Consider the following 14500-nt stretch of genomic DNA (forward strand, 5'->3'; position numbering starts at 1 on the left):
AAAGAAGAAGAGGAAAAAGATGATGATTTAAAAAGAACTCTTCATAGACTGCAAACATTTTTTGTTGGATTTTCAAAATTAATAAAACAATATGGTGGTATAGTTGAAAAATATACTTTTGGAAGAGCGCATGTAATATTTGAACAAGAAAATGAAGATGATGATATAGATGAAAAAGTAACTGAAGCTTTAGTTGCATGCTTTATATATACAAATAATATATTTAATAATCTTAGCAAGTATTCTCAATATGAAAATTTTAAAGTTCACGGAGGAATTGATTTTGGAAATTACTATGGTCATGATATAGATGATGGTGTAAATGAACTTGAATATACGAGTATAGGTGCAGTTGCAAATAATTCAGCTAAAATTCAGTCAGCTGCTCCAATAAACTATATATACGCTATGGAGAAATTTATAAAAAAGCTACCATCAGAATTAAGTAATAAATTTATAGAACTTACTGATGATGAAAAAGATAAATTGTCTGGAAAGTTAAAAAGTTCAAAAATATATAAAGTTAAATATAGTGATTTATTTGATTCTAAGAAAATGTCTGAAATAAAAGATGAATTAAATGAAGTAAAAGATAGAGTAACAGAAGAAGCTAATGGATTAAATTTAGGAGATATATCTTTTGAGGGGGTTTATAAGCGATTATCATTTGATAAATTATCATTAAAAGGAATGAATAAAAGAATAGATGAAGCTTATGTGCTTTGTGCAGACATAAGAGGATTTACGAAGTTATTTAATAATAGCGATAGTAACTTAGATAATTTAAAAGATGTAATGGAATCTATTTATGAAATAATGGGTTCAGTAACTAATGATACTAATGCCACTAAAGTTCAATATCAAGGAGATAGAATCATAGCAGTATATAATGATTTTTCAGGTGAAGAGGATGCATTATTAAGATTAATTAAGGGTGCATTTACTTTAAATAGTAAAATACAATACTTAAATGAAGATAAAGAAGTTAAGGAAAAATTAAATTCAAGAAAGATACATATAGGTATTGGATGTGGAATGGGTAAATTAATTGCAACTAGACTAGGGTTAAACAAAAGTAAACACAATATGGTTTTGAGTGAGGCATATAAGGATGCAGATAAAGCTGAAGATAAATATGCAGAAAAAGGTGAAATTACAATTTATAAAAATATAAAAGAAGCAATAGAAAAAAAGGATGAGGATTCAGAACAGTTAGATTATGAAGTTTTATTAGATTTATTTACTGCTATTAGTACTACTGGTTTTTATAAATCAGATGCAACGATAGAAGAATTTAATGATAAATTATCAGAAAAAGAACAAGCTCAAGACAAAGAAATTATGAACTATGCTTATAATAAAAAAAGTATAAAAAGTTTATCAGGAGCATTAGCTAATACTGGTTTAAGATCATGGGGGGAAGAATGATTGATAAAGAGTATAAATTAGTGCCAGAGTATTGTGGTACTGATTTTAACAAATATTATGAAGATGTACTTAAAGATTTTAAAAATATAAAAACTTTTTTTCCGTTGTTAAACTTGACAATATTGCCTACATTAAAACCTAAAGAAATATATATAACAGGACAATTAATTCCATTTGAAATAATAAAATCATGTACAAGTAAAGGTAATATAAAACGTAAATCTCTATATATAAGAGCTATATATCCAAGTGACTATCCAGAAAATCAGATAGTTGTAGAAGACATATTTAAAAAAATAAATTGGAAGGATGTTCCTAATGAACATAGGCATAAAAGAAGTTACAAAGATATAGAAATAATATGTACTCATCACCCTAGAGGGGAGATAAATAATCTATGCACTCAAGATAAAAGTATAGCAATACTACATAGTGCATGGAGTATTTATGTACAATATAAAAGCTATTTAAAAACAGGTAAATGGAAGTTAAAAGAACTTAATCATGATTACAAAGATGCAATTAAACAACTAAAGAGAATAGGACAATATTATAAAAAATAAAATGGAGGACTTATAATTGAGTAATATGTTAGATGAAATAAATGAAAATAGCAATAAAGAAAAAGAAGTACTACAAAAACTAAAAGATACATTAGCAGAAGTAAAAAGAGAACTAAATTTTGCTGAAGCTAAAAATGCATTAGGATTAACGTTTACTAGTGCAGTATTTTATAAGCTAATAGAATATTACAGCCAAAATGATATTATTATATACAAAATAATATATTTTGTTAGTGCTATATTTTTAATAATACCTATATGGAAATGTCTATATTCATTCAATCCTAATACCAATGTATTTAATGATGAAGGAAATGAAGAACTTGATGGTGAAGCTAGGCTGAGCAGAAGAGTTCTAATATTTTATGGTAGTATATCTGAATATAAAAGTTCAAAGGCATATCTAGAAGATTTTTGCAAAGGTTATTCAAATTTAGAGATAAATGAAAATTACAAAGAACATTTAGATCATGCTAAACAAATATTAATTAATTCTAGAATAACAAGTTATAAGTATGATTCATTTAAATCAGCAATAAGGTGGATAAAAAAAATAATGATAGTATTTATTATCAGTATGTCTACAGCTTTTGTTTGTCAGAAGGTAGATAATATTATGCAGTTTTATAATTATGATAAGACCAATATTGTTGAAACAAATTCAAATAAGAATTAGGAGATTAATATGAATAAGTTATGTTCAGTAATTACTGTAGATGTTATAAATTATAAAAAAGTAATAAAGATATATTAAAGTATTAGCAAGTCAAATCATTGTAATAACTTTACTATTATGCCCGGGGAGGCAGTTCTTGACAGTTTATGTCAAGAACTTGCTATGTGCCAACAAGATGAAATGAAAACATATTTAGGCAAGAAATCAAGAATACTCAACAGACATATTTACATCCAACAAATATGCTTAAATCGAGGGGAAAATATATGGAAGATAAAAAAATAAATAGAGCTTTCAATGAGATGTATATAGTAGCTCAAAAACGCCTAGAGAGTAGGTCGCCTATAGATATTGCTAAAAAAGCTGGGGGAGTATTTTGTGAAGATACATCTACTTTAAAAATAAAGAGTTTAGATAAGACTATTGAATTGATATATCCATCATATGAGCCGAAGCAAAAACTAGAAGAGTGGTATATTTTAATTTTACTACATTATCTAGATATAGCAGATGGAACACCTATATCTTCTGAAGCAGTTCATTTTGGAGAGCTACAAGATGGGCTAATAAGGGGAGTTAGATTTGATAAAACTGTGGAGGGAGAACTAGGTCGTTTCTTATTTAATAAAGAGCCAGAACAAGTAATAAATGTGTGTAAATCATTAGGTGCAGAAATTATTGAGTCTAAATTTGATTTATGTGCTGTATTTTATCTTTTTCCAAACTATCTAGTAACTTTAAATATATGGTTTGCAGACGAGGAGTTTGAAGCCAGTGGAAAAATGCTAGTTGATAAAAGTGCAGATCATTATCTTACAATGGAAGATTCGGTTATGGTTGGTGAGTTTATGTTAAGGTGCATTTCAGAAAGGTACAAGCAGTTGTATGATGCTTTTTAGATAATACATGAAGTGTAATTGTGAAGATAATAAATTTATATTTAAATTCAATTCAGAAGGTATTACCTAAAATCAGATAGTACATTTTTGTAATATAAATTATTTAAAATACAAATAAGTTCATATGTCTACAGAACTTGAAAACAAACCTATTGTGCTATAATTTAGGCAAGAACTTTATATGGAGGGAGTAAAATGACATTTCAAATTTTACATAATGACATTACAAAGATGAACACAGATGCCATAGTAAATGCTGCAAACTCTAAACTCCTAATGGGTGGAGGTGTTTGCGGGGCAATCTTTAGAGCAGCAGGTGAGGAAGAGTTACAAAAAGAGTGTGAACAAATAAAACAATGTCCAGTAGGTCACGCCGTTATTACAAAGGGATATAATCTTAAAGCAAAATATATTATTCATACTGTAGGGCCCATATATAAAGATGGAAATTCAAATGAAGCCAAGTTTCTTAAAAGTGCCTATGAAGCATCACTGAAGCTGGCAAAGGATTATAATTTAAAATCTATAGCATTTCCTTTAATATCTTCTGGTATTTATGGATATCCAAAAAAAGAAGCATTAAATATAGCTGTTTCAACTATTAAAGAATTTTTAGCTGACAATGATATGGATATTTATCTCGTGGTATTTGATAGAAAAGCTGTGCATTTAAGTGAAGAATTGTATGAGGGAATTGAGCATTACATTAATGATTTTTATGAAGATGAAAATTATAGATTAAGAGATACATATTCATTAGAAATAGAAGAAATTTATCATGATGATTGCAATTTTCAGGAACCAATATATGAAACAAAAGATTTTAATAAAAGATCCTTAGAACGTATTTTAGATAATATTGATGAAAGTTTTTCACAAATGTTATTGAGACTTATTGATGAAAAAGGAAAAACCGATGTAGAAGTTTATAAAAAAGCTAATATGGATAGAAAATTATTTTCCAAAATAAGAAGTAATAAAGATTATAATCCTAAAAAATCAACAGCCCTATCCTTGGCCATAGGTTTAGAACTATCTTTGGATGAAACAAAGGATTTATTAGCGAAAGCAGGGTATACTCTATCTCCAAGTCACAAGTTTGATTTAATAGTAGAGTATTTTATAAAAAACAAAAACTATGACATATTCATAATAAATGAAGCTTTGTTCTCATTTGAACAGCCTTTATTAGCAACTTAAAAATATATGTCGCTTTTAAAGCGACCAAGTATCTCCTTAAAAAAACTATTCTTTATTTAAAGATAAAATTTAGTTATAAATTTTAGGGAGGTATTTTTTATGAAAAATAATTTAACAGAGGTTGTGTTTATATTAGATAGAAGTGGGTCAATGTCAGGTCTAGAAGGTGACACTATAGGTGGATTTAACTCAATGCTTAAAAAACAAAGAGAAGAAGAGGGTGACGCAAATGTTACTACGGTTTTGTTTGATGATGAAATAGAAATGTTACACAAAAGAGTTAATATAAAAGAAATTAAAAACATTACAAGTAAGGATTATTATGTAAGAGGATGTACGGCTCTTCTAGATGCCATAGGTTATTCTATTAATTTTATGATAAATGTGCAGAAAAATAAAAAACAAGAAAAAGCTAAAAATGTTTTGTTTATTATAACTACCGATGGATATGAAAATGCCAGCAAAGAGTATTCCTATGAAAAGATTAAAAAGATGATTACTTATGAAAAAGAAAGATATAATTGGCAATTTTTATTTTTAGGAGCAAATATAGATGCAATTTCAACAGCTAGAAATTTTGGTATATCAGAAGAATTTGCATCTAATTATGTGAGTGATGAAGTTGGCACACAGATTACTTATGAAGTTATGAACTCTGCTATTTCAAACTGTAGAGTAAATGGAGCAGTAGATGAAAGTTGGAAGAGTAGGGTGGAAGAAGATTATGAAATGAGGAAAGAGTAAAATATAGGAGAGTAATGAAAAGAAAGATAAATTTATAAAAGAATACTGGTACAAAATTCCATTCGATTGACTATTGACTAGATTGAGGACTATAATAAATGGTAGTATATTACAAAATATCTAACATAGTACTTATGCGCAGAATTTATTATTATAAGAATTTCACTTAAGTTATACAAAAACATATAACTACTGATTAAATGAAATAAAATATGATTATTTTATGAAAGAAGGTATAAGAAATGAATAATAAATTAAACGAAATAGTTGAAAAAAACAGTAAAGAATTAATCAAAGCCCTACAAGACATGGTTAAAATTAAAAGTGTAAGAGATACACCCAAAAAAGGAATGCCATTTGGTGAGGGAGTATGTAAAGCCCTTAATAAACAACTTGAGATTGCTGAAAAACTAGGGTTTAAAGTAACTAACGTAGACAATTACTATGGATATGCAGAATATGGTGAAGGAGAAGAATACGTTTGTGCTCTTGGTCATTTAGATGTAGTTCCAGAGGGAGATGGATGGCAATACGGCCCTTATTCTGGCGAGATAGTTGATGATAAATTATGGGGAAGAGGTACTATTGATGATAAAGGACCTATAAATGCAGCCTTGTTTGCATTAGCAGCACTTAAAGAATCAGGGTTTAAGCCTTCTAAGAAAATTAGAATTATATTTGGATGTGATGAAGAAACAGGTTGTGAAGATATGGAGTATTATAATGAAAGAGAAAAAGCACCTATTTACGGATTTACACCAGATGCTGATTTTCCAGCAATTTATGGTGAAAAAGGAATTCTTCGTTTTGAACTAACTACTCCATTTGATTTGACAGGTGGATCAAACATTAAGAGTATAGCTGGTGGAATTGTGGTAAATGCTGTTCCTGACAAAGCTGAAGCTGTTATCATTGGAAAAACGTGTCCAGATGCAGAAAACATTACATGCAAAGAAAATGCTGATGGAAGCGTAACTGTATCAGCTAAGGGCAGTCCCGCTCATGGAAGTATACCACATACAGGTAAAAATGCTATTGGAATTTTAATTAAATATTTAGTAGATAACAATCTTGTTGAAGGTAAAGAAGGAGAAAAACTTTCATTTATACGTAAGTATTTATGTGATGGAACTTTTGGAGCTGAACTTGGTATAGATATGGAAGATGAAACAGGATCATTAACAATGAATATGGGTATTGTAGATGTTGTAGATGGAAAACTTCGTCTACATATGGACCTAAGATATCCATGTACAAAGACTGATAAAGGAATATTGGAAACTTTCTTGGCTAAGTTACAAGGATTTGATGTGGAGAATGTGGAAAATACAAAACCTCTTTATGTTAGTAAGGAAAGTAAACTTATAAAAACTATAACAGATGTATATAGTGAATTTTACCATGGAGACAGTACTGCTACTGCAATTGGTGGAGGAACTTATGCAAAACACCTTCATAATATAGTAGCATTTGGTCCATGTATTCCAGGAGAGGAAGTTGTGGAACATACTAATCATGAATATATAAAAATAGATCATCTGATAACATTGGCTAAAATATATGCCAATGCACTTGAGTTACTTTCAAAGTAATGTATTTGAGATAATATAGTTAATAATAAAAAGGGAGCTATGATATAGCTCTCTTTTTATTATTAAAAGAGTTATTTAATCAAATTTTCTTATAAATCTATATCCATAGCCTCGTCATTTTCAAGTGCATGCTTATATATAGCTTCTGCAGCGCTAATCTACTACTAATTTTATTAAACACTATAATGATATTATAATATTTTTTCAAATGAAAAAAGAAAATTAAAAAATATTAATAAAATTGTTGAAAAATACCTAAAAATAATGGATTATAAATTAAAGCAAAAAGATAATTATTAAAACAGGGGGAAGAAATACATTATGAAAAAATATTACGTAGACAAAGAATATTCATTAGAAGCAGTACCACAAGATAAAAGAAAAAGTTTTCTACCCATGCTAGTTGTTATGTTAGGTTTTTCCTTCTTTTCAGTAAGTATGTTAGCAGGAGGAAGTTTAAGGGGAAATCTTACTATCAAAAATTTCTTAGATGCAGTATTTTATGGAAATTTATTATTATGTATTTATACAGGACTTTTAGCTTATATGGCAGGGGATACAGGACTTTCTACTCATCTACTTGCCAAATATTCATTTGGAGAAAAAGGATCCCAGTTAGTATCTTTTTTAATTTCCATAACACAAATAGGATGGTTTGGAATGGGAATTGCACTTTTTTCAATACCAGCTTCTTATTTCATAGGAATAGATACTTGGATTTTAGTTTTGATTTCAGGTGTATTAATTACAATCACAGCTTATTTTGGTATGAAATTATTGATAATTTTAAGTGTGATAGCAGTACCTACAATAGGCATATTGGGCGGATTTTCTACAGTGAAGGCTATAGAAGATATAGGAGGACTAATAAATTTACTCTATATTAAACCTTCGGGAATAATAACTATAAGTACTGCTTTATCAATTGTTATAGGCTCTTTTATAAGTGCAGGAATTTTCACACCAGATTTTGCACGATTTGCAAAAAATAAAAAGGTAGCAGTTAGGTCTACAGTTACTGCATTTTTTATTGGAAATTCTATAATGTTTTTATTTGGTGCATTGGGAGTTATGACAGTAGGAAGTGCAGATATATCAGTAGTTATGTTTGCACAAGGTTTGATAATACCAGGAATTATTGTACTTGCACTGAACATATGGACAACAAATGGTAATGCTCTGTATGGGATAAGCCTTGGATTTACAAATATAACTAAGGCACCAAAGAGAAAAATGGTTATTGTAAATGGACTGATTGGAACTTTCATTTCCATATTTGTATATAGAAACTTGGTTAATTGGCTAAACTTGCTAAGTACACTTATACCACCTATAGGAGCTGTTATGTTGGCAGATTATTTTATAATTAACAAAAGAAAATATGTGGATTTTAAAGATGCAAAGTTTGAATATATAAATGTAAATGCTATATTAGCATGGCTTGCTGGAACTATTGGAGCTTATATTATACCTGGTATAATACACCTTAACTCTGTAGGTGTGGCAGTTATTACATATGTAATTTTGACAAAGTTGAATAAAAACAAAGATATTGAAAGTGTAGAAATGGCAAAGAAAATAGCGGCTTAATTGAAGAGAATTTCTATGAATTGTTTGAGATTCGTAATAGAAAACAATAAATTGAACTTAGTAAATAAGAAACCTTTGAAATATAAGATATTTATAGCAGGCAACTTGCTTTTTTCTTCTTATTTATTATTAAGTGGTTTTAATATATCATTGTTAAATGCTTGTATTTTGACAAATATTTCTGCTGTTTTCATATATTATAGCAAGTCTATTTATTTCAAATCTTATATTTGCAACAGAAAATTGGAGTGGCTAAAAAAGACTGATAATATAATTGTGGAGTTTAGATAGATTTAATAGGTATAGTCTTATCTTTATATTTTCATTAATATAAAGATAAGACTATTTGTTTTAGAGAGATGCTGTCAACGTATATAAAATATACAGTTTTTAGCTCATATTTACCTCCTGAAATGTAGAATTTGACGGCATTTGTCTAGCTCTTATACAAAGGAATTTTTAAGACTAAGTAGAATTATGAATTATAAGTAGAATTTAGGGTGATAAGCAGAATTAAATAAATTAAAGCTGTAATAAAGGTAACAAAGGAGGAAAAATGAGCAGGGAGATAATGTTTTATGGTGAAAAAGGAATTTTAAATTCAATAATACTAGATATTCAAGGTGATATAGCTAAACAAAAGCAATTTCTTAGATCAATAATCTTGGCAGATAAAAGTAAACTTAATTGGGTAGATAACGTATATACAGTTAAATATTTTATGGGACCATATTTGGATCAATTTGGAAGCCCAGACATGATTATGGAAGCTATAACAATAAATGATGATAAATATGTATTATTTGTTAATGCAAAATTGACACCATATCATGAGAGTGCCCTGAGCATGGAACAAATAGAGAATAAAAATAATGATTACCTACCTAGAACCTATAGAAATAATTGCAAAAAAATTAATGTTCAATTATCTTTATTATACAGATTTGTAGAAGCTTATAAAAATAACCCATTAGATGTTAAAGATATAAGTAGTATAATAATTGAAGAAAGTACAGTATCATCAAGCTACAATGACGATATGGAAAGAAAATTAGAGGATTGGACAATTATGGACTATTGGAATCGAAATTTTGAAGATGCAAAAGATTACTACTTCGTTGCACTTACTAACGATTTGAAGGATATAATAGATGAGAAAAATTTGAATAGCAAATTATTTCCTTATAATAATAGTTGTATGATGCCTCCTATTGGTAATGAAAAATGGGAGCTGAATAAAGGAAAATTTGGAATAACAACTTATGATACTCTTGTACATAAAAATGTCATATCTAAAGATAACGGCTATTATAAAGACACAAGTGATCTAATGCTACTTAGCCCTCCAACTATTGCAGACTATAAGAAAAGAAGATCTCCAGAAGTTTTAGTGAATATTGATACTGATAAATGGAAGGAAAATCAAGCGGAATTATATAATATAATGAATGATATGAAAGATCTTGATACGGAGTTCAAATTATTTATTAAAAGCTTTATAGACTCAGTAGAATATAATCATTAAATTTATGTTATGGATGAATTTAGTATGTTGATGATAAATATTTAAAATAAGGATTGTTAGGGGTGTATCAAAAATGATACACCCCTTGAATTTTATCTAAAAATAGGAAGTTAAATAATAACAAGAACTTTAACTTTGTATACTATGAACTTTAATTTATCAAGACTACCTATTCAACTATAGATTTTACTAATATACACAGATTATTTATTAATATAATTAATTGGACATATATATTTACCTTAGATATACTAAATTGACAGACAAAATGCTAAATATTTACATATTTAGACAAATCTGTAAATATTGATTTGAATAGAGGGAGGATTACAAAATGAAAAAAAGAATTTTAAAATTATTATTTCTAAGTATTGCAATGTTAGGATTATTAGTAGGATGTAGCCCTAAGGAAGAATCTAAAGAAAGTAGTAATAATGAGGTAGAAAAGGTTATTAAAGTGGGGTGTGAAGCAACAACTCCTGGATGGATTCAATCAGGGGATGATGGAAAGTTAGCAGGTTATGATTATGATGTATGGATGGAAATAGGAAAAAGAACAGGTTATAAAATAGAATATAAAGTTATGGAATGGGATGGAATGTGGGCAATGCTACAAGATGGAAGATTAGATTCTGTTGGCGAGCAAATATCAATTTCACCTGAGAGAGAAGAAAAATATAACTTCTCAGAGCCATATGCATATAATCGTTATTGTTTATTAGCTGCTAAAGATAATAAAGAGTTAAATAGTATGGATGATTTAAAAAGTGGAATGTCAATATCGTGTGAGACAAATACAAGTGATGAATCTATAGTTGATGCAATAGACAAAGAATATGGAGTTGAATTAAAAAGAACTTATTATGATGGTATGTCAGTACAAGATGTGGCACTTGGAAGATGTGATTTATGGCCACGTGCTGAAACTTCTTGTAATTTAACTGTAAAAGAAGTAGATAATTTAAAAATTCTTGGTAAAACAAATATTTTAGAAACAAATGCATATCCTTTTGCAAAAAATGATAGAGGTGAAGAACTTAATAAAGTTGTTTCAAAAGCAATTAAAGAGATGAAGGAAGATGGTACACTAAAAGAGCTATCTGAAAAATGGTTCTCAATGGATATATCAGAAAAACCTACAAACTAGTATTAATTTTAGGAGACATATATAGATGGATATCAATTTTTCAATATCAGTAATAAAGGCAATTACAGAAGCTTTGCCAATAACTTTATCATTAACGCTATTATCATTTATTGCGGCTTTAATACTTGCTATTATTATAGCTATGATAGATTATTTTAGAGTTCCTGTATTGAGACCCATATGTAATTTATATGTGTCATTTTTTAGAGGGACTCCCTTAATACCGCAATTATTTTTGCTTTATTTTGGAATACCATCATTTATTCCCTCATTACGTGAGATTCCAGCATTTACAATATGTGTTATAGGTCTTACACTTAATGCAGCGGCTTATATGAAGGAAGTTATAAGAGGATCATTGTTATCAGTTCCAATAGGACAAAAAGAAGCAGCAATTGCTCATGGAATGACACCGATACAATCTATGTTTAGAATAATATTGCCTCAAGCAGCAAGGGTTGCTTTACCATCTCTATTTAATAACTTAGTGGATATAGTAAAAGGAACATCGGTAGCTTTTACCATAGGAGTTATAGAAATTACAGCGACAGCAAATTTAAGAGCATCAGTAACATTTAATTATTTTGAGTCTTATATGATATTAATGCTTGTATATTGGATTATTATTCTTATATTAGAACGTTTAGAGAGTTTATTAGAAAAAAAATTATCTATAGGATATAGATAGAAGAAAGAGCAAATGTAGCAGGGAGAAAAATATGATAAGAGTTAAAAATATACATAAAAGTTTTGAAGGAGTAGAAGTTTTAAAAGGAATCGATTTGGAAGTTTCTAAAGGAGAAGTTATAGCTATTATAGGTTCCTCTGGTACTGGAAAATCAACTTTTTTAAGATGCTTAAATTTCTTAGATAAACCTGACAAAGGAATAATTAATATAGGTAATTTATCAATAGATGCTGAAAATTGTACAAAAAAAGAAATTCATGAGTTGAGAAAACACTCTGCTATGATTTTTCAAAATTACAATCTTTATAATAATAAAACAGTGTTGCAAAATGTTACAGAATCATTAACTACTGTAAAAAAAATGAATAAAAATGAGGCGAAAAAGTTAGCAATATATTATTTAGAAAAAGTAGGTATGGCAGATAGATTAAATCAATACCCAGCAACTTTGTCAGGAGGCCAGCAACAAAGGGTGGCTATAGCAAGATCCATGGCGACTCAACCAGATTTGTTATTACTAGATGAACCAACATCAGCATTAGATCCTGAATGGGTTTATGAAGTTTTAGAAGTAATAAAAAAACTTGCAAAAGAACATTTTACAATGATAATTGTTACACATGAAATTCAATTTGCAAAAGAGGTTGCAGATAGAGTTATATTTATGGATAAAGGTATCATTGTAGAAGAAGGAATTGCTAAGGAGATTTTAAATAATCCTAAATTAGATAGAACAAAAGAATTTTTAAAACTTAAGGTAATATAGGAGTGAATATGAAATTTAACATATTAGAAACTAAAGAATATTTTCCACTAGTACCCATGTATATTGAGGCAGGTTTAGAAGTTAATATAGAAGATCCTGAGCCAGAAGGCATTATATCATGTTTAAAAATGATGTCCGATGATAATATGATTGGCTGTGCAACACTAACAGAAGTTAACGGAGAATATATAATTAGATGTGTAGCCATAAAAAAAGAATATCAAGGTAAAGGATTAGGTAGTATTTTAGTAAATAAAGTAATAGAAAAAGCTAAAGAGAGAAAAGCCAAAAGGGTATTACTAACAGCTAAGGTGCCAGAATTTTATAAAAAATTAGGATTTGAAATAATTTCTAGGAAAGAAGCACCTTTTGAATCAGATTGTATAAATTGTCATCGATTCCATAATGGATGTGAATCAGAAGTAATGAAACTTGATTTAAATTATTAGGAGATAATATGGAAAGAGTAATTTATAAAGAAAGAAAAAATACTAATTGTGAGAAATGGGATGGATTAAAGAAAAAATTTGGACAAGATGATTTATTACCTCTTTGGGTAGCCGATATGGATTTTCAAGCAGCTAAATGTATTCAAGATGCTTTAAAGGAATATGTAAATCAAGGGACTTATGGGTATTATAATGTACCCGATTCTTATTTAGATACATTTATAAATTGGCAAAAAGATAACCATAATGTTAAGCTAGATAAGAAGTGGATTCGTTATGCCCCAAGTGTAGTTACATCAATAAATTGGATTATACAAATCTTATCCAAGATAAATGATAGTATTTTAGTTTTAACGCCAGTATATTATCCATTTTTTAATGCTATAGAAAATAACAATAGAAAGCTAGTTAAAAGTGAATTGATTTATAATAATGGAAAGTATGAAATAGACTATATTGATTTTGAAAATAAGATAAAAAATAATAATGTAAAACTATTCATATTGTGCTCACCACACAATCCTGTAGGACGAGTGTGGAAAAAAGAAGAATTAAAACAAGTTTTAAAAATATGCAAAGAGTATGAAGTTAAAGTAATTGCTGATGAAATACACCAAGATATAATAATAGGAGAAAATAAGCAACACTCCATAATTAAATTTGACGATTATAATGATATGATAGTTACTTTAACATCAGGAACTAAAACATTTAATTTAGCATCTCTTCAAAATTCTTTTGTTATTATACCTGACGATAAAATAAGACAATGCTTTGACGAATATGTAAAGAAAATGGATATAGTAGAAGGAAATGCATTTGGATACATTGCATATGAACAAGCATATGCAAACGGAAGATTATGGCTGAATGAAGTGTTAAAAATAATAACTTCAAATTATAAATTATTAAAGTCAGAATTAAGTGAGAGACTTCCAAAATCAATAGTATCTCCTTTGGAGGGGACATATTTAGCATGGATTAATTTAGATCATTATCTAAATGATGAAAATTACATTGATTTTATTCAAGGAAAATGTAAGCTGGCAGTAGATTATGGTAGTTGGTTTGGTGGAGATAAATATAATAAATTTATAAGAATTAATTTAGCTACAAGTAAAGAAAATATAATAAAAGCTGTAGAGCAACTTGAATATTTAAAAAGTGAGTAATTATAAGAAAGAGCTATTTCTAAATGATTTTTGAATCAGGAGAGGAATAGCTCTTTTTGAA

At 28.4% G+C, this 14500-nt stretch carries 15 protein-coding genes; all 15 read left to right on the forward strand.

Going from position 1 to position 14500, the window contains the following annotated elements; translation table 11 throughout:
* Positions 1-1428 (forward strand): adenylate/guanylate cyclase domain-containing protein (locus tag NSA58_RS07115; protein WP_257560326.1); only part of this gene is annotated, 1428 nt, incomplete at its 5' end.
* Complete coding sequence (locus tag NSA58_RS07120) at positions 1425-1991, forward strand: hypothetical protein (protein ID WP_074429715.1); 567 nt, start codon at positions 1425-1427, stop codon at positions 1989-1991. The genes NSA58_RS07115 and NSA58_RS07120, both read left to right, overlap by 4 nt.
* A gap of 16 nt (positions 1992-2007) precedes the next feature.
* Complete coding sequence (locus NSA58_RS07125; protein WP_074429714.1) at positions 2008-2667, forward strand: hypothetical protein; 660 nt, start codon at positions 2008-2010, stop codon at positions 2665-2667.
* 266 nt (positions 2668-2933) lie between these two features.
* Positions 2934-3566: a DUF3786 domain-containing protein gene (locus tag NSA58_RS07130; RefSeq protein WP_074429713.1), complete on the forward strand. Its 633-nt coding sequence runs from the start codon at positions 2934-2936 to the stop codon at positions 3564-3566.
* A 195-nt stretch (positions 3567-3761) separates the two neighbouring features.
* Positions 3762-4766: a macro domain-containing protein gene (locus tag NSA58_RS07135; RefSeq protein WP_074429712.1), complete on the forward strand. Its 1005-nt coding sequence runs from the start codon at positions 3762-3764 to the stop codon at positions 4764-4766.
* 99 nt (positions 4767-4865) lie between these two features.
* Positions 4866-5510 carry a vWA domain-containing protein gene (locus tag NSA58_RS07140; protein WP_074429711.1) on the forward strand — a complete coding sequence of 215 codons (645 nt, stop codon included), beginning with the start codon at positions 4866-4868 and terminating at the stop codon, positions 5508-5510.
* A gap of 242 nt (positions 5511-5752) precedes the next feature.
* A complete protein-coding gene (pepV, locus tag NSA58_RS07145; RefSeq protein WP_074429710.1) occupies positions 5753-7102 on the forward strand; it encodes a dipeptidase PepV in 1350 nt (449 codons plus the stop codon).
* Positions 7103-7423: 321 nt separating this feature from the next.
* Positions 7424-8692, forward strand: coding sequence for a cytosine permease (codB, locus tag NSA58_RS07150; protein WP_277613719.1), 1269 nt, complete (start codon positions 7424-7426; stop codon positions 8690-8692).
* A 15-nt stretch (positions 8693-8707) separates the two neighbouring features.
* On the forward strand, positions 8708-8983 hold the full coding sequence (locus tag NSA58_RS07155) for a hypothetical protein (protein WP_074429709.1): 276 nt from the start codon (positions 8708-8710) through the stop codon (positions 8981-8983).
* Between the two features lie 265 nt (positions 8984-9248).
* Positions 9249-10217, forward strand: a complete 969-nt coding sequence (locus NSA58_RS07160; protein ID WP_039678123.1) for a hypothetical protein — start codon at positions 9249-9251, stop codon at positions 10215-10217.
* A 334-nt stretch (positions 10218-10551) separates the two neighbouring features.
* Positions 10552-11364 carry a transporter substrate-binding domain-containing protein gene (locus tag NSA58_RS07165; RefSeq protein ID WP_074079522.1) on the forward strand — a complete coding sequence of 271 codons (813 nt, stop codon included), beginning with the start codon at positions 10552-10554 and terminating at the stop codon, positions 11362-11364.
* A 25-nt stretch (positions 11365-11389) separates the two neighbouring features.
* Positions 11390-12052: an amino acid ABC transporter permease gene (locus tag NSA58_RS07170; RefSeq protein WP_039678125.1), complete on the forward strand. Its 663-nt coding sequence runs from the start codon at positions 11390-11392 to the stop codon at positions 12050-12052.
* Positions 12053-12083: 31 nt separating this feature from the next.
* Complete coding sequence (locus tag NSA58_RS07175; protein ID WP_039678127.1) at positions 12084-12818, forward strand: amino acid ABC transporter ATP-binding protein; 735 nt, start codon at positions 12084-12086, stop codon at positions 12816-12818.
* Between the two features lie 8 nt (positions 12819-12826).
* Positions 12827-13267 (forward strand): GNAT family N-acetyltransferase, encoded by a 441-nt coding sequence (locus NSA58_RS07180; RefSeq protein ID WP_074429708.1) that lies wholly within the window; start codon positions 12827-12829, stop codon positions 13265-13267.
* Positions 13268-13275: 8 nt separating this feature from the next.
* Entirely contained in the window at positions 13276-14439 is a 1164-nt protein-coding gene (locus tag NSA58_RS07185; RefSeq protein ID WP_074429707.1) for a MalY/PatB family protein, read from the forward strand.
* The last annotated feature ends 61 nt before the right edge of the window (positions 14440-14500 follow it).

The organism is Terrisporobacter muris, from assembly GCF_024621905.1.
GTDB lineage: Bacteria > Bacillota > Clostridia > Peptostreptococcales > Peptostreptococcaceae > Terrisporobacter > Terrisporobacter muris.

Excerpts from the sequence above, each read along its gene's own strand:
- NSA58_RS07160 (WP_039678123.1), top strand. The coding sequence starts at position 9,249 with ATGAGCAGGGAGATAATGTTTTATGGTGAAAAAGGAATTTTAAATTCA.
- NSA58_RS07170 (WP_039678125.1), top strand. The coding sequence starts at position 11,390 with ATGGATATCAATTTTTCAATATCAGTAATAAAGGCAATTACAGAAGCT.
- NSA58_RS07135 (WP_074429712.1), top strand. The coding sequence starts at position 3,762 with ATGACATTTCAAATTTTACATAATGACATTACAAAGATGAACACAGAT.
- NSA58_RS07165 (WP_074079522.1), top strand. The coding sequence starts at position 10,552 with ATGAAAAAAAGAATTTTAAAATTATTATTTCTAAGTATTGCAATGTTA.
- NSA58_RS07120 (WP_074429715.1), top strand. The coding sequence starts at position 1,425 with ATGATTGATAAAGAGTATAAATTAGTGCCAGAGTATTGTGGTACTGAT.
- NSA58_RS07155 (WP_074429709.1), top strand. The coding sequence starts at position 8,708 with ATGAATTGTTTGAGATTCGTAATAGAAAACAATAAATTGAACTTAGTA.
- NSA58_RS07140 (WP_074429711.1), top strand. The coding sequence starts at position 4,866 with ATGAAAAATAATTTAACAGAGGTTGTGTTTATATTAGATAGAAGTGGG.
- NSA58_RS07130 (WP_074429713.1), top strand. The coding sequence starts at position 2,934 with ATGGAAGATAAAAAAATAAATAGAGCTTTCAATGAGATGTATATAGTA.
- pepV (WP_074429710.1), top strand. The coding sequence starts at position 5,753 with ATGAATAATAAATTAAACGAAATAGTTGAAAAAAACAGTAAAGAATTA.
- codB (WP_277613719.1), top strand. The coding sequence starts at position 7,424 with ATGAAAAAATATTACGTAGACAAAGAATATTCATTAGAAGCAGTACCA.
- NSA58_RS07175 (WP_039678127.1), top strand. The coding sequence starts at position 12,084 with ATGATAAGAGTTAAAAATATACATAAAAGTTTTGAAGGAGTAGAAGTT.
- NSA58_RS07180 (WP_074429708.1), top strand. The coding sequence starts at position 12,827 with ATGAAATTTAACATATTAGAAACTAAAGAATATTTTCCACTAGTACCC.
- NSA58_RS07185 (WP_074429707.1), top strand. The coding sequence starts at position 13,276 with ATGGAAAGAGTAATTTATAAAGAAAGAAAAAATACTAATTGTGAGAAA.